The sequence below is a fragment of the Sphingomonadaceae bacterium OTU29LAMAA1 genome (assembly GCA_024072375.1).
Taxonomy (GTDB): domain Bacteria; phylum Pseudomonadota; class Alphaproteobacteria; order Sphingomonadales; family Sphingomonadaceae; genus Sphingomonas.
Map to the genome: position 1 here is coordinate 2,189,880 of CP099617.1, position 14,242 is coordinate 2,204,121.

The 14,242-nt window shown below is 66.9% G+C and carries 17 protein-coding genes, 1 tRNA gene and 1 pseudogene; 9 read left to right on the forward strand and 10 right to left on the reverse strand.

The genetic code is table 11. The annotated features are described in order from the left end of the window. Window positions 1-8: 8 nt before the first annotated feature. The 6 genes and pseudogenes from fliQ to fliS all read left to right on the forward strand — a co-directional run bounded on the left by fliQ (window position 9) and on the right by fliS (window position 4,294). Window positions 9-278: a flagellar biosynthesis protein FliQ gene (fliQ, locus tag NF699_10680; GenBank protein ID USU03552.1), complete on the forward strand. Its 270-nt coding sequence runs from the start codon at window positions 9-11 to the stop codon at window positions 276-278. Between the two features lie 169 nt (window positions 279-447). Further along, window positions 448-1,218 (forward strand): flagellar biosynthetic protein FliR, encoded by a 771-nt coding sequence (gene fliR / locus NF699_10685; GenBank protein ID USU03553.1) that lies wholly within the window; start codon window positions 448-450, stop codon window positions 1,216-1,218. Continuing rightward, window positions 1,218-2,360 carry a flagellar type III secretion system protein FlhB gene (locus NF699_10690; protein ID USU03554.1) on the forward strand — a complete coding sequence of 381 codons (1,143 nt, stop codon included), beginning with the start codon at window positions 1,218-1,220 and terminating at the stop codon, window positions 2,358-2,360. The genes fliR and NF699_10690 overlap by 1 nt, the downstream gene beginning before the upstream one ends. Window positions 2,361-2,408: 48 nt before the next feature. After that, window positions 2,409-2,753 (forward strand): annotated as a pseudogene (locus NF699_10695) (hypothetical protein). Between the two features lie 303 nt (window positions 2,754-3,056). Further along, the gene (gene fliD / locus NF699_10700) at window positions 3,057-3,896 is read left to right on the forward strand and encodes a flagellar filament capping protein FliD (protein ID USU07053.1); all 840 of its coding nucleotides are present in this window, start codon (window positions 3,057-3,059) and stop codon (window positions 3,894-3,896) included. Further along, on the forward strand, window positions 3,896-4,294 hold the full coding sequence (fliS, locus tag NF699_10705; protein USU03555.1) for a flagellar export chaperone FliS: 399 nt from the start codon (window positions 3,896-3,898) through the stop codon (window positions 4,292-4,294). The genes fliD and fliS overlap by 1 nt, the downstream gene beginning before the upstream one ends. An 84-nt stretch (window positions 4,295-4,378) precedes the next feature. On the opposite strand, the gene NF699_10710 is transcribed toward fliS, so the two are convergent. Genes NF699_10710 through argH form a run of 5 tightly spaced genes read right to left on the reverse strand, consistent with a single transcriptional unit; the run spans window position 4,379 to window position 8,968 of the window. Beyond that, window positions 4,379-5,332, reverse strand: coding sequence for a zinc transporter ZntB (locus NF699_10710; protein USU03556.1), 954 nt, complete (start codon window positions 5,330-5,332; stop codon window positions 4,379-4,381). Further along, window positions 5,329-6,090 (reverse strand): siroheme synthase, encoded by a 762-nt coding sequence (locus NF699_10715; GenBank protein ID USU07054.1) that lies wholly within the window; start codon window positions 6,088-6,090, stop codon window positions 5,329-5,331. Before NF699_10715 ends, NF699_10710 begins: the two co-directional genes overlap by 4 nt. Further along, window positions 6,087-7,349: a diaminopimelate decarboxylase gene (lysA, locus tag NF699_10720; GenBank protein USU03557.1), complete on the reverse strand. Its 1,263-nt coding sequence runs from the start codon at window positions 7,347-7,349 to the stop codon at window positions 6,087-6,089. Before lysA ends, NF699_10715 begins: the two co-directional genes overlap by 4 nt. Before the next feature lie 18 nt (window positions 7,350-7,367). After that, window positions 7,368-7,604 (reverse strand): hypothetical protein, encoded by a 237-nt coding sequence (locus NF699_10725; GenBank protein ID USU03558.1) that lies wholly within the window; start codon window positions 7,602-7,604, stop codon window positions 7,368-7,370. Further along, the gene (gene argH / locus NF699_10730; protein ID USU07055.1) at window positions 7,604-8,968 is read right to left on the reverse strand and encodes an argininosuccinate lyase; all 1,365 of its coding nucleotides are present in this window, start codon (window positions 8,966-8,968) and stop codon (window positions 7,604-7,606) included. Before argH ends, NF699_10725 begins: the two co-directional genes overlap by 1 nt. Window positions 8,969-8,984: 16 nt before the next feature. Between argH and NF699_10735 the strand changes: the two genes are divergently transcribed. After that, entirely contained in the window at window positions 8,985-9,581 is a 597-nt protein-coding gene (locus NF699_10735; protein ID USU03559.1) for a redoxin family protein, read from the forward strand. Window positions 9,582-9,594: 13 nt separating this feature from the next. Here the strand turns inward: NF699_10735 and NF699_10740 are convergent, their stop codons facing one another. From NF699_10740 to NF699_10755, 4 genes are all read right to left on the reverse strand, one after another. Beyond that, the gene (locus tag NF699_10740; protein USU03560.1) at window positions 9,595-10,152 is read right to left on the reverse strand and encodes a hydrolase; all 558 of its coding nucleotides are present in this window, start codon (window positions 10,150-10,152) and stop codon (window positions 9,595-9,597) included. 6 nt (window positions 10,153-10,158) lie between these two features. Next, a complete protein-coding gene (locus NF699_10745) occupies window positions 10,159-11,013 on the reverse strand; it encodes a DUF429 domain-containing protein (GenBank protein USU03561.1) in 855 nt (284 codons plus the stop codon). Between the two features lie 7 nt (window positions 11,014-11,020). After that, window positions 11,021-11,419: a response regulator gene (locus NF699_10750; GenBank protein ID USU03562.1), complete on the reverse strand. Its 399-nt coding sequence runs from the start codon at window positions 11,417-11,419 to the stop codon at window positions 11,021-11,023. 202 nt (window positions 11,420-11,621) lie between these two features. Next, window positions 11,622-11,695 (reverse strand) — tRNA-Gln (locus NF699_10755). A 175-nt stretch (window positions 11,696-11,870) separates the two neighbouring features. Here NF699_10755 and NF699_10760 point away from each other — a divergent pair. Continuing rightward, a complete protein-coding gene (locus NF699_10760) occupies window positions 11,871-12,893 on the forward strand; it encodes a Ppx/GppA family phosphatase (protein USU03563.1) in 1,023 nt (340 codons plus the stop codon). Between the two features lie 13 nt (window positions 12,894-12,906). Beyond that, on the forward strand, window positions 12,907-13,578 hold the full coding sequence (locus NF699_10765; GenBank protein ID USU03564.1) for an RlmE family RNA methyltransferase: 672 nt from the start codon (window positions 12,907-12,909) through the stop codon (window positions 13,576-13,578). Between the two features lie 230 nt (window positions 13,579-13,808). Here the strand turns inward: NF699_10765 and rpoZ are convergent, their stop codons facing one another. Beyond that, the gene (gene rpoZ, locus NF699_10770) at window positions 13,809-14,153 is read right to left on the reverse strand and encodes a DNA-directed RNA polymerase subunit omega (protein USU03565.1); all 345 of its coding nucleotides are present in this window, start codon (window positions 14,151-14,153) and stop codon (window positions 13,809-13,811) included. Window positions 14,154-14,242 lie beyond the last annotated feature (89 nt).

A 14,242-nucleotide genomic window follows, 5' to 3' on the forward strand; every position in this document is an offset into this window, starting at 1 on the left:
TCCGCTAGATGGACGCCGATTATTTCCTCACCGTCGCCAACCAGACGATGTGGGTGCTGGCGCTGGCCACCGCTCCGATCCTGATCCCCGCGCTGCTCGCCGGCCTGATCCTCGGCATGATCCAGGCGGCGACGTCGATCAACGAACAGACGCTCAGCTTCGTGCCGAAGTTGCTGGTGGTGGCGTTTTCGATCCTGATCTTCGGCAGCCTGATCCTCGGGTTGCTGACGGATTTCACCGTGGGCATGTTCGAACGCATTCCGGAACTGGTGAAATAGTGTTCGCCAAACCACCCGCGTCACCCCGGACTCGTTGCGGGATCCACTGGTCTGCGGCGGAAGGGCTGGAGGCTCCATGGATGCCACCAGCCTCACGTTGCACCCCGGAACGCGTCCGGGGTGACGAAGGTGGTTTGGCGGGCGTTTGCCCGGCGACGAGCGCTGCGTAGTGTTGGGTTTCGGCTTAGCCATCGAACCCAGACTCTGGGCGCTGATCTTCGTCATGGTGCGGATCGGGGCGGCGTTCGTCGTCGCGCCGGTGTTCGGTGCGGTGTCGATCCCCCTCCCCGTCCGCATCGGCCTGTCCGGCGCGATCGGCATCTTCGTGCTCGCTGTTCATCCGATCGTGCCGCCGGCGCAGATTTTCGCGGTGGCGACCTTCCTCGCGATCTTCGCCGAAGCGCTCGTCGGCGCGGCCATCGGCTTCATCCTCCAGATCGCGTTCGCCGCGCCAATGATCGCATCGGAGATGATCGGCGGATCGATGGGCATCGGCTTTGCCTCGTCGGTCGATCCGCAGAACGGCCGTTCGTCGCCCGCGCTAGGCCAGTTCTTCACCGTCATGCTGACCTTGCTGTTCCTGTCGGTCGACGGGCACCTCGTCCTCGTCGAGTTGCTGGTCAAAAGCTATGAAACGATGCCCCCCGGTACCTGGGTCGCGCCCGACCGGCTGAAACAGATCGCCTTTTTCGGCGGCTATGCCTTTCTCGCCGGCCTGCTGCTCGCGCTGCCGGTCGGCTTCCTGCTGCTCTGCCTCAACCTGATCGTCGGCATGGTCAGCCGCGCCGCACCGGCGCTCAACCTGTTCTCGGTCGGCCTGCCGGCCAGCACGGCCGTCGGCGTGGTCGCGCTCGCCGTCGCCTTTCCGGCGATGGGCGATTACATGCTGGTCATCATACGCGAGGGACTGGCCGCCACCCAAGCGATGGCGGGCGGCTGATGTCGGAATCCGGTGGCGACAAGACAGAAGCACCAACACCCAAGCGCAAGGAAAAGGCGGCGGAGGATGGCAACATCCTCAAGTCGAAGGACCTCGCGACGGCATTGGTGGTCATGGCGGGTGTCGCCTGGCTGATCTTCGCTGGTCCATCGCTGGTCGCGGCGTGCAAGGCGGTGATGGCGGCGAGCTTCCAGTTCGACCGCGGCGACGTCGAGGATTTCTCGCCGTGGCGGCCGTTGCAGGAGGCGGGTACCAAGCTGCTGCCCTCGCTCATCACGCTGTTCGCGGTCAGCGTGATCGCGACGATCGTCAGTTCGGCCGGCCTCGGATCGCTGACGTGGAACAGCAAATTGTTCGCCTTCAAGGGCAACCGCATCAATCCGGCGTCCGGACTGAAGCGGATCATCGGGCCGCAGGGCTGGATCGAGCTCGGCAAGTCGCTGCTGAAGGTCGTGCTGCTGAGTGTGATCGGCGGCTATATGCTGTGGAAGTCGAGCCGCACCACGCTGGGCCTGTCCTCATCTAGCCTGGGCGATGCCGTCGCGGCGCTGGGCGGCACCTTCATCGGCATCATGATCGCGATGGCCGGCGGCCTGCTCGCCATCGCGCTGTTCGACGTGCCGATCCAGATCGTCCAGCTGCTGTCGAAGCTGCGCATGACCAAGCAGGAGGTGCGCGACGAGCATAAGGAGAGCGAAGGCTCGCCCGAGGCGAAGGGCCATCAGCGTGCGATGCAGCGCGCGATGGCGACCGGCGGCGTACGGAAAGCGGTGGCGGAGGCGCATGTGGTGCTCACCAACCCGACGCATTTCGCCGTCGCGTTGCGATACGATCGCGGCAAGGATCAGGTGCCCGTCGTCGTGGCGAAGGGTCGCGGCGCGACCGCGCTGGCGATCCGCGAGGTGGCAGGCGAAAGCCGCATACCGATCCTCGAATATCCGATGCTCGCCCGCGCGGTCTATTACACCAGCCGCGAGGGCCAGGAGGTGCGCGACGACCTGTACGTCGCGATCGCCACCGTGCTCGCCTTCGTCTTCAACCTGAACGCCGCAGCGGGCGGGACCGAACAGCCGCCGATCGACGTGCCGGAGACCGCCCGGTTCGACGAACACGGCATCAAGATCGAACGGAAATCCTCTTAATCTTTGCCGGCAGCGGCCGTTAACAGTGATGAAGCGCGGAGTTCGACGATGGCCACCACGATTGCAACGACGAGCACCCCGACACCCACGGTCTCCACGGCCGCAGGGGTCACCAAAAGCGCCGCGCAAAGCATCCTCACCTCGCTCAACACCGGGTCGGGCGTCGATACCGACACACTGGTCACCCAGCTGGTCCAGGCGCAGTTCGCCGCCAAGACCGCCGCGCTCACCGCCCGCAACACCGCGCTCACCGCGCAGATTTCGGCTGCGAGCACGCTCAAGAGCACCATCGCCAACTTCTCGACCGCATTGGGCACGCTGACCGGCGGCGGTGCGCTCCAGACGCAGCCCGTCAGCTCGAATACCGGCGTCCTGTCCGCCTCGGCGATCAGCGGCGCGAAGGTCGGCAACCTGAATTCGAGCGTGACCGTCAACGCGCTCGCCACCGCGCAGGGCGCGCGGTCCGCCAGCGTCGCGAGCCGGACGACGCCGATCGCCACCGGCAAACTGACGCTGACGCTGGGCACCGCAACCTATAACGCCGCCGGCACCGCGATGACCGGCTTCACCGCCGGCAGCACCGCCGCGGTTTCGATCGACGTGACCAACGGCACCCCCGACGGGATCGCCGCCGCGATCAACGCCGCCAAGACCGGCGTTACCGCCAGCGTCATCACCGACGCCGACGGCAAGGCGGTGCTGTCGCTGAAGGGCGATACGGGGTCGGCGCAGGCCTTCACGTTGAAGGCGGACGATGCGAACAGCGCGCTCAACCAGTTCAACGTCGGCGTCAACACCGGCACGCTGACCGGCACCGCCGCCAATGCCCAGCTGATCGTCGACGGCGTCGCGGTACAGCGCGCGAGCAACACGATCACCGATCTGCTGCCGGGCGTGAAGCTGCAACTGGGTGCCGTATCGACCACCCCCGTGTCGCTGACGACGACGCGCCCGACCAGCGCGCTGAGCCAGGCGGTCGCGGATTTCGTCGAAACCTACAACCAGGTCTACGCCAGTGCCAGGAACGCGACCAATGCGGTCGACGGCGATCTGAAGACGGACAATGCGGCGAAGTCGCTGCTGCGTTCGTTACAGGGGCTGACCACCAAATCGATCGCTTCGGCCAGCACTGCGGGTGCCCCGACGACGCTGGCCCAGCTGGGCATCGCCACCAATCGCGACGGCACGCTGACGGTGAACGCGGACACGCTCAACAAGGCGCTCGCCACCTATCCGGACGAGGTGGAGGCGATGTTCGCGACCACGTCGAGCAACGCGATCGGCCTCAACAGTTCGCTCGCGTCGATCTCTCTCGCCGCCTCCAGCAGCCTCTACGGGCTGGGAGCGTCGACGACGCGCTATACCAAAGCGCAGAGCGACCTGTCGCTGGAACAGGAAAAGATCGCGTCGCAGTCGGAGACGATGACGACCCGGATGACGCAGCAATTTTCGAGCATGAACAGCAAGGTCACCGCCTACAAGGCGACCCAGACCTTTCTCGAGAACCAGATCAAGGCGTGGAACAAAGATAGCTGATGGCTTACGCAACGCTCCTCTCCGGCGACCCCTACGCCACCTATCGCCAGATCGATGTCGTCGGCCGTACCGCCGAGGCGCAGGGGCCGGGTCTCGTGCAATTGCTGTACGAGGAACTGGTGTCCGCGCTGCGTGCAGCGGCCTGGGCGGTCGAGAACAACCAGCTGCGCACCAAGAGCGAGCGCATCACCCGCGCTACCGCGATCCTGTTCGCGCTGGAATCGGGGCTCGACTTCGAACGCGGCGGCGAGGTGTCGAACACGCTCGCGCGGCTTTACGCCGGTATCCGCCGGACGGTGGTCGACGCTTCGGTCGGGATCGATCCGCGCCCGTTCCGCGCGGCGGCCGACAGCCTGAGCGAGATCGCCGAAGCCTGGCGTACCGCGCGGGCGGCCTGAGGATTTCGTTACCGGGGACGTCGCCTACCTCCCCCTCCGTCACGCCTTCGGCGCGCCACCTCCCCCTTGCGGGGGAGGAATGTGCTATTTCTGGAACCAGTGTTGCTGGACGAAATAGCCGATCACCCCGATCGTGATCGCACCGCATAGCGCCAGGATCGCATCGAATGCCCACGGCGCCTGCGCGTAGGGCAGATGCGCGACATTCATTCCGTACAGCCCGGTGATGAAGGTCAGCGGCAGGAACACCATCGCGACGATCGAGATCACCAGCGAGCGGCTGTCGATCTGCTCGCTGCGCAAGTCGGTGAGCGCTTCGTGCATCAGCGAAGCGCGCTCGCGGATCGATTCCAGTTCTTCCGCCATGCGCGCTGCGCGATCGGCGGCGGCGGCGAGATGGCGGCGATCGTCCTCGGCCAGCCACTCGCCGGGCAGCGTCGCGAGCTTCTCCAGCGCAGCGCGTTGCGGGGCGAGGAAGCGGCGGTAGCCGATCGCGGTCACCCGTACCTTGGTGACGGTGCGGCGCAGGTCGAACACGCGATTGGCGTCGAGCCGTTCCTCGCAATCGTCCAGTTCGTCGCCGAGATCGGCGACATGCGGATCGAGGTCGCTGGTGATCGCGGTCGACACGGCGGCAATGAAGTCGCCCGGATCGACGATGCCACCCTGTTCCACCTGCGTCTCGACCTCGGCAATACCGATCAGCGGTCGCCGGGTCACCGAATAGACGCGACCCTTGATCGCCCAGATCCGCACCGATGCCAGCGGATCACCCGACGACATTTCCTCCGACGATCGCCCGCGCAGGTTGAGCAATGCGCCATTCTCGAACGCCTCGCAGCGTGGCCGCGTCTCGGTCGCGGTCAGCGCGTCGACGACGTAATCGCTGAGTTTCGCGGCGTTGCGCAGCCATTCCTGCGCCTGTTCCTCGTTGGTGTTGAGGTGGACCCAGACGAAATCAGCGGTGCAGGACAGCGCCTCCTTCACCTCGACGCGCGTCGCCGTGCCGCCGGTGATCCGATAGCCGAAGCCGCTCATGCCATCGTTACTTCGACCGTGAGGCCGGGTTCGGACGAAAGCCCGGGTGCCCATACCTGCCGCACCGCATCGGCGCGCGCGCGGTCGAGGATCGCAGCCGGGACGCCGGGATGGTGGAGCACGCGATCGGCATTGGCGAGGCTGCGCGCCTGCCGCAGCGTCAGATCGTCCGGATCGACGGAGGTAAGCACGATTCGGACGGATCCCGCCTCGCGCGCCTGATCGTCCGACAGCCAGCGCTCGACATCCGCATCGCCCGCCAGCGGGTCGAGCGGCGCACCCGCCGCCATCGCCGCGCCCAGTGCGCGCCGACGCTCGCCGCCATCGGGATACCGCCGCCGCAACGCCGGCCGCGCCGCCTGCAACCGTTCGGCAAGCAGGCCGAGACCTGCGGGAAGCAGCGCCTCCAGCCGCTGCCGCAGCGCCGCCGCCAATCCTGCCGAGACGCCGCCGGTGCCGATCGCGATCAACACCGGCGCACGATCGATGATGGCAGGCGTGGTGAAATCGCAATGCTCCGGCCGATCGACGGCGTTGACCAGCAGCCCGCGCGCCTTCAGTCGGGCGACCGCCGCCAGCGCCTCGCCCTCATCGTCGATCGCGACGATCGCCAGCGATGCCGCCGCATCCTCGCCGACGATGATCGCACCGGCGCGTTCGAGCAGGCGGCGCTTGGCGTCCGCCGCTTCGCCCTCCCCCAGCAGGATCACCGGACGGCCCGCCAGCCGGACGAACAGCGGCAGGCTGTGCAGCGTCACCGGTTCAGCCACTCCGGCACGCGTTCGGCGGCCAGGATCGTTTCCGGCACGATGCGATCGGCGACCACCGCGAACCGGTCGCCGTCGACCAGCACCTCGGGCACCAGCGCGCGGCTGTTGTAGGTCGACGCCATCGTCGCACCATAGGCGCCGGCGGTGCGGAACACGGCGAGATCGCCGCTCTTCACGGTGGCGATCTCGCGCCCCATGGCGAAGGTGTCGCCGCTTTCGCAGACCGGCCCGGCGATGTTGGCGGTCATCCGCTCGTCCGTCTGCGTTACCGCGTCGAAATCGTGCCACGCGTCATAGAGCGCCGGCCGCGCGAGGTCGTTCATCGCCGCATCGACGATGACATAGGGGTTGGTGACGCCGGGCTTCACCCAGATCACCTCGGTCAGCAGCACGCCCGCATTGCCGGCGATGACGCGGCCGGGTTCGAACATCAGCTCGACGTCCCAGCCTCTGGTCACCCGCGCGACCATCGCACCGTAATCGGCCGGGCTCGGCAGCACGTCGTCCTGCTTGTACGGCACGCCCAGACCACCGCCCAGATCGACGCGGCTGATCGTGTGGCCGGCGGCGCGCAGGTCGGCGACCAGCTGGCCGATGCGGCGATACGCCTCTTCCAGCCGCGACAGATCGGCGAGCTGGCTGCCGATATGACAGGCGACGCCGCGCAGATCGAGCCCGTCGAGCGGGGCCAGCCGGTCGAACATCGCCGGTGCCTGATCGATCGGCACGCCGAACTTGTTCTCGGCACGCCCGGTCGAAATCTTGGCATGGGTGCCCGCATCGACATCCGGATTCACGCGCAGCGTCGCGGGGGCAACCTTGCCCTTCGCATGCGCGATCTGCGCGAGGACGACGCCCTCTTCCTCCAGCTCCAGATTGAACTGGCCGATGCCCTCGTCGATCCCACGGGACAGTTCGCCGCGGGTCTTGCCGACGCCGGAGAATACGATGTCCGCTGCCGGGATGCCCGCGGCGAGCGCCCGCGCCATCTCGCCGCCCGACACCACGTCGGCGCCATAGCCTTCGTCGGCGAGCACGCGCAGCACGGCGACGTTGGGATTGGCCTTGATCGCATAGGCGAGATGGATGCGACCGACGTCCTTCAGCCCGTCGCGGAACACCTGCGCATGGCGGCGAAAGGTCGCGGTGGAATAGACGTAGACCGGCGTCCCCACCTCTTCGGCGATACGGGTGAGCGCCACATCCTCGCAATGGAGGATGCCGTCGCGGTAATCGAAATGGTTCATGACAGGATCAATGCTGGCTCAGTTCGGCGGAAGGTCGAACTCGTCGCTGCGGCGCTGTTCCGAATTCCTCAGGAGTTCGGTGCTGCGCTGCGGACGCTGTTGCGTGGTGGGCGTGAGCAGTTGCGCCGGCGTCGGCGTCGCCTTCGCGCCATACGGCGCAGGTGGCAACGATGCGCCTTCTGCCGGCTCCAGCTGTTTGGCCGCGCCGCAGCCGGCGAGCGCCAGCGCCAGCGCGAAGGGGATCAAGCGTTTCATCACAGCGTCTCCCGCGCGGCGGCGATCGCGGCGCGCACATTGGCAGGCGCAGTGCCGCCGAAGCTGGTGCGGCTGGCGACGGAGGCGTCGACCGATAGCACGTCGTACAGGCTTTCGTTGACGCGCGGATCGATCGCCTGAAACTCCGCATAGGCTAGCTGGTCGAGCCGCACGCCCAGCTCCTCGGCGCGCTTCACCGCACGACCGGTGACGTGGTGCGCCTCGCGGAACGGCAACCCCGCCTCGCGCACCAGCCAGTCGGCGAAGTCGGTGGCGGTGGCGAAACCGCTCTCGGCCAGCCCGCGCATCCGGTCGGTGCGGAAGGTCGCGCTGGCGATCATGCCGGTCATCGCCGCGATCGACAGGCCGAGCAGGTCGTGCGCCTCGAACACCGGCGGCTTGTCGTCCTGCATGTCCTTGGAATAGGCGAGCGGCAGGCCCTTCATCGTCACCATCAGCGCGGTCTGGCAACCCATGATCCGCCCGGCATGGCCGCGGACCAGTTCGGCGGCGTCGGGATTGCGCTTCTGCGGCATGATCGAGCTGCCGGTCGACCATTGGTCGCTGAGCGCGACGAAGCCGAACGGCTGCGACGCCCACAGCACGAACTCTTCGGCCAGTCGCGACAGATGCAGCGACGTCTGCGTCGCACAGGTAAGATAATCGATCGCGAAGTCGCGGTCGCTGACGGCGTCCAGACTGTTGCGCGTCGGCCCGTCGAAGCCGAGCGCCCGCGCCGTCATCTGCCGGTCGAGCGGAAAGCTGGTCCCCGCCAGCGCCGCCGATCCGAGCGGACACAGGTTCATCCGCGCCCGCGCATCGCGGAACCGTGAGATATCGCGCGCAACCATCTCGACATAGGCCATCAGATGGTGGCCCAGCGTCACCGGCTGCGCGGATTGCAGATGGGTGAAGCCCGGCATCACCGCATCGGCATGCTCTTCCGCACGGGTCAGCAGCGCATTCGTCAGTTCGGCCAGCGCTACAAGCACCTGATCGATCGCATCGCGCACCCACAGCCGAAAATCGGTTGCGACCTGATCGTTGCGCGACCGGGCAGTGTGCAGCCGTCCCGCGACCGGCCCGATCGCCTCGGCAAGCTTCGCCTCGGTCAGCATGTGGATGTCTTCGAGCGCCAGATCCTCCGGCACACCGTTCGCAGCATAATCCGCGGCCACGGTGTCGAGCCCGGCGTCGATCGTCGCAGCGTCATCGGTCGAGACGATGCCCTGCCGTGCCAGCATCGCGACATGCGCCTTCGATCCGGCGATATCCTGCCGCCACATTCGCTTGTCGAACGGGATCGAGGCGTTAATCTCACGCATCACCGCTGCCGGGCCTTCGGCGAACCTGCCGCCCCACATCGAATTGGAACCCGTCATGTCCCTGCCGTCATCCTCGCGCGTAGCGATTGCCTGTCTCCTGGCGCTGACCGCCGCCGGTTGCGATAGGCAAAGCGCCGCCCCCGAGCAAGCCGCGCAGACTCCGGCGAACGCCACGGCCGCATCGCCCGACGAAGCCACCGGCTCCACGCCGGCCACGATGGTCGGCGTCGATCGCAGCCACAAGGGAGAAACTGCGCCGGCGACGATGTTCAAGGATGCCGCGGGCAAGCCGACCAGCCTCGCCGCATTCCGGGGTAAGCCGGTGCTGGTCAACCTGTGGGCGACGTGGTGCGGCCCCTGCGTTGCCGAACTGCCGACGCTGGAAGCACTGGCCAAGGGCGGCACCGTCCGCGTCGCCGCGATCAGTCAGGATACCGGCGCTGCGGCCAAGGTACCCGGCTTCCTGAAGGAACATGGCGCGCCGTCGCTGACACCTTATCTGGATGACAAGATGACGCTGTCGCTCGGCTGGAACGCCAACCTGCCGACGACAATCCTGTTCGACTCCGCCGGCAAGGAGGTGTGGCGCTGGAACGGGGGGAACGAATGGAACGGCGCGGCAGCGGCCAAGCTGATCGCCGAAGCGGCCTGATCGTTACCCTGCGTCAGCCGAACGCTACGTCCGCGATCGTCACCACCCGCGATATCTGCGGCAGGATGTGACGTATCGTGAAATCGTGCAGCTCCGCCGATCGCGATGTGCAGGCATCCTCGACGATCACGACGTCGTACGACAATTCCCATGCCGTGCGCGCCGTCGACTCCACTCCGAAATTGGTCGCAATGCCCGCGATCACCAGCGTCTTCACGCCGCGGCGGCGCAGGTGCAGGTCCAGATCGGTGCCGGTGAACGCACCCCAATGCCGCTTCAACACGACGACATCGCCGTCCTGCTGCAACCCATCGACCAATTCGCTGAACCCGGGCGGCATCGCCGGCGCCGGCAGGCTTGGTTGGTCGACGACCTGGCTCGGCGTGGTGTCGGCGGTGAAGCCGACATGGACCAGCACCACCGGCGCGTGATGCGCCCGGAACCGCTCCGCCAGCGTCTTGCCCGCCGCGATCACGGCAGCCGCGTCATGCGGCCCCTTGTCGCCGGCGACGATTCCCTGTTGCAGGTCGATGAGGACGAGGGCGGTGGAGCGTGGATCGAAGGCCGGCATCGCCGCTCAACCGGCGACCGGAGGCTCCGTTCCAGCCCGCTCGCGCGGCACCCAGATTGCGGAGACGGCATCGCCGTAGGCTTCCGCCCGTCCGGTCAGCGCCTCCGCCCCGATCCACGCGCATACGATCGCATCCAGCATATCCTCATGCGCCTTGCGTTCCGCCCCGTTCGCCTGTTCGGGCAGCGGCGGCAATTGCGCGGCAACCCCGTCGATCCGGGTTGCCAGCAGTGCCGCGATTCGCTGCCATTGCTCCCGCAACAGCGCATGTCGGACTGCGAGCGGCTCACCCGGCCAGTATTTCGTCGTGTTCCCCGCCTTGTATGGCAAGCGTCGCGCAGCGCCCGCCAGCACGACCAGCGCCGGATGCGGATAGACCTCGATCAGCCCGCCCGTGCTCGCGTCGTGCATCTGCAGGGGACAGCCAGCGGCGGCGAAGCCGGCCCGCAAGGTATCGCTCAACGGTCCGGGCCGCACTGCACCCGGCGAATGGGTCGAGCAATGGCGTGCGCCGAACGCCCGCGCGATCGCGTTATCCGACGGCCGGCGCCCCGTGATCGGCTCCAGCGACAAGGGCATGTCGATCGCGACGAGCGACACTGGCACGCCCGCGATCCGTGCCGCCGCACTTAGCAACGCCTGCGCATCGGGCACCGATCCGCCGATCCTTGCCGCGCGGTCGTTCCCCGATGCCAGTGCCAGAAACCGGTCGTAGGACGGCGTCACCGCCAGCAACGTCCATCGGCCCATGCGTTCGACGGCAAGCGCAACGCCGCTCGGCCGGGTGGCGGTCCAGGCCGCGTCGATACCCAGCACCACTCTCATCGTCTCGATCCTCGCAATATCCGGCAGCCGCGCCATGCCGGCGCTAGATATAAGCTCCCTTCAGCAGGGCCTTCTCGCGCTTGTCGATGGTCCGGCGCAGCAAGGCCCGAAACTGTTTCGCCTCGGCGATGATACGATGCTTGTCGAACCAGTCAGCGGCTCCGCGCTTGACGACCTCCTCCGCGTCCGTCGAACCGGCGGTCGTCGCGCTCGACACCACCACGACCGGTGCGCGCCGCATGCCGTGCAATTCGCTCAGGAACGCCATGCCGCCGATACCCGGCATATGCAGATCCAGCGTTATAATATTGGGCTTGGTGGTGTCGAGCAGCACCCGCGCGCTTTCCGCGCTTTCGGCAACCCCGACAACGCTCGCATGAGGCTCCTGTTCGACGATCTGCTCGATCACCGCGCGTACCGTGGCCGAATCCTCGATGATCAACAGCCGAATCGCCGTCACGCCCGCATCCCCCGTTCGGGAGCCCCGCCTCGATGACCGGGCGCGGCTCTCTTCCCGATCATGCTACCGGCAGAAGCCTTTGCAAAAGGTGGACTTTTAAAACAATCTGGGGGTACTCGCCGCACATCCTGCCCGCCGGATCCGATCGGCTACACGTCGGATCGAAGATATGGGGAGGGACGCCTGGATGCCCCGTGAGGATTCGAACCTCAATAGGCGGTATCAGAAACCGCAGTCTTACCATTAGACGACGGGGCACCAGCGAGGCGCGCATCTAGGCGTCGGTGCGATTGGTGTCAACGGGGCAAACGCGCTCGGCTTGTCGCAAGCGGTCGACCACGCTACCTGAGGGGCAAGCACCGAGCAGGTATCGTCCTGCGACGGCAGTATCGAACAGAAAGTCACCACGGCTATGGGGGATGGATCCGCCCGAATGCCGTACCGGCAGGAACCCCCTGCCCGTCCGGCGCCTGCCCGGCCGCAGCGCGGCCGCTGGTCCGATGCGCAGGCGTTCGCTGCGCTGGACCTCGGCACCAACAATTGTCGGCTGCTGATCGCCCGGCCGCAGGGCGACGGCTTCGCCGTGATCGATGCATTTTCGCGAATCGTGCGACTGGGCGAGGGACTGGCCGCCACCGGGCGATTGAGCGATGCCGCGATAGAACGCACGATCGCGGCCCTGCGCGTCTGTTCGGACAAGCTGAAGCGCCGCAACGTCACGCTCGCGCGTTCGGTCGCGACCGAGGCATGCCGCCGCGCCGCCAACGGGCCTGAATTCATCGCCCGCGCCTATGCCGAAACCGGCATCCACCTCGACATCATTTCAGCGGAGGAAGAGGCGCGGCTGGCGGTGCTCGGCTGTCATGCGCTGATCGAGCCGGGTGACGACCCCGCATTGATCTTCGACATCGGCGGCGGATCGACCGAACTGGTGCTGATCGACACCACGCGGGGCGCGATGCCGCGGGTGCTCGACTGGCATTCGGCGCCCTGGGGTGTCGTGTCGCTGACCGAACATGCCGGCGGCGGTGAGGGCGAGGACGGTCGGCTGGTCGCGTACGAGCGGATGCGCGGCATCGTCGCGGACAGTTTCGCGGATTTCGCCGCACGCCTGCCCAAGAACGTGGCGCGGCCCCGGCTGCTCGGCACCAGCGGCACGGTGACGACGCTCGGAAGTGTCCACCTGGGCCTCAGCCATTACGACCGGGCGCAGGTCGACGGCCTGATCGTACCGTCGGATTCGATGCGGCGGATCAGCGAGGATCTGTCACGCAAGTCGGTACGCGAGCGCGCGCAACTCGCCTGCATCGGCACCGAGCGCGCCGATCTGGTCGTCGCCGGCTGCGCGATCCTGGAGACGATCCTGGACTTGTGGCCCGCGGAACGGCTGGGCATCGCCGATCGCGGGATTCGCGAAGGCATTCTACGACGATTGATGGGGAGTCCCAGACCTTGAACAGGAACAACCCGTGAGCCGGGATGGTGGAGGCCTGCGCACGCGGGTCAAGACGGCGCGCGGGCGCACCGCCCAATCGACGCGCTGGCTGGAGCGGCAGCTCAACGACCCGTACGTGAAACGCGCGAAGGCAGAAGGGTATCGCAGTCGCGCCGCCTACAAGCTGATCGAGCTGGACGAACGATTCGGCATCATTCGCGGGTCCAAGCGGGTGGTCGATCTCGGTATCGCGCCGGGTGGCTGGAGCCAGGTGATCCGGCGGCAGGCGCCCAAGGCGACCGTCGTCGGCATCGACCTGTTGCCCGTCGATCCGATCGACGGCGTCACGATCTTCCAGATGGACTTCATGGACGATGCCGCCCCCGATCGCCTGATGGAAGCACTGGGCGGGGCGCCTGACCTCGTCTTGTCCGACATGGCGGCGAACACCGTCGGCCATCCACAGACCGACGCCCTGCGGACGATGGCGCTGGTCGAGACCGCATTGGCGTTCGCGGTAGACGTGCTGGAAAAGGGCGGCAGCTTCGTCGCCAAGGTGTTCGCCGGTGGTGCCGATTCGCAGCTGATCGCGGAGATGAAGCGCAACTTCAAGACGGTGAAACACGCCAAGCCGCCGTCGAGCCGCAAGGGGTCGGTGGAATGGTTCGTGGTCGCGCAGGGGTTCAAGGGTCGCCAAGCGGATTAGCCACGCTGATCCGGGCTCTCTGGATGCGCACGGCTAACGACCCGCGCTACAATCGGGCGATCGAAGCCATTGGTCCCGACGTTCGCCAGGATGACGGGTATGAACGGGGATGTCGTTTCGATGCCCCAAACGCAAACGACGCGGCAAAGCCGCGTCGTCGGTCGGGCTGGAGCCCGCTGGCCGGCATTCGGCTTTTGCTGGTTTAGCGTCGCTAAACCAGCGCCTCATGCTCAACCCTCGTAGTCGGCGCCCAGATTCTGGTTCCGCGGCGGTGCAGCGGCAGTCAGGCGGAGCGCTTCGGCCGAAGCGGAGAGCGAACCGACCGCATCGACTTCGTCCTCGTCGTCGATCTGGACGCGCTGCAGGCTGTTGACCACGGCCTCTTCCAGATGATCCGGACGGACCAGTTCGTCCGCGATTTCGCGCAGGGCGACGACCGGGTTCTTGTCGCGGTCGCGGTCGAGCAGCAGTTCCGCACCGCCCGAGATCTGACGCGCGCGCTGGGCGGCGAACAGGACCAGGTCGAAACGGTTGGGGATCTTGTCGACGCAATCCTCGACGGTAACGCGCGCCATGGACGCTTTCCTTCGCAAATACCGATGCAGTGAAGGCGGGGAGCTAGGCGACAGGTCCGCAGAAGTCAAGAAAATCGGGTATCGGCACG

What these genes read in the sequence shown, in the direction of transcription:
- fliQ (USU03552.1), top strand. Translation starts at nt 9, where the DNA reads ATGGACGCCGATTATTTCCTCACCGTCGCCAACCAGACGATGTGGGTG.
- NF699_10690 (USU03554.1), top strand. Translation starts at nt 1,218, where the DNA reads ATGTCGGAATCCGGTGGCGACAAGACAGAAGCACCAACACCCAAGCGC.
- fliS (USU03555.1), top strand. Translation starts at nt 3,896, where the DNA reads ATGGCTTACGCAACGCTCCTCTCCGGCGACCCCTACGCCACCTATCGC.
- NF699_10710 (USU03556.1), bottom strand. Translation starts at nt 5,332, where the DNA reads ATGAGCGGCTTCGGCTATCGGATCACCGGCGGCACGGCGACGCGCGTC.
- lysA (USU03557.1), bottom strand. Translation starts at nt 7,349, where the DNA reads ATGAACCATTTCGATTACCGCGACGGCATCCTCCATTGCGAGGATGTG.
- NF699_10725 (USU03558.1), bottom strand. Translation starts at nt 7,604, where the DNA reads ATGAAACGCTTGATCCCCTTCGCGCTGGCGCTGGCGCTCGCCGGCTGC.
- argH (USU07055.1), bottom strand. Translation starts at nt 8,968, where the DNA reads ATGTGGGGCGGCAGGTTCGCCGAAGGCCCGGCAGCGGTGATGCGTGAG.
- NF699_10735 (USU03559.1), top strand. Translation starts at nt 8,985, where the DNA reads ATGTCCCTGCCGTCATCCTCGCGCGTAGCGATTGCCTGTCTCCTGGCG.
- NF699_10740 (USU03560.1), bottom strand. Translation starts at nt 10,152, where the DNA reads ATGCCGGCCTTCGATCCACGCTCCACCGCCCTCGTCCTCATCGACCTG.
- NF699_10745 (USU03561.1), bottom strand. Translation starts at nt 11,013, where the DNA reads ATGGCGCGGCTGCCGGATATTGCGAGGATCGAGACGATGAGAGTGGTG.
- NF699_10760 (USU03563.1), top strand. Translation starts at nt 11,871, where the DNA reads ATGCCGTACCGGCAGGAACCCCCTGCCCGTCCGGCGCCTGCCCGGCCG.
- rpoZ (USU03565.1), bottom strand. Translation starts at nt 14,153, where the DNA reads ATGGCGCGCGTTACCGTCGAGGATTGCGTCGACAAGATCCCCAACCGT.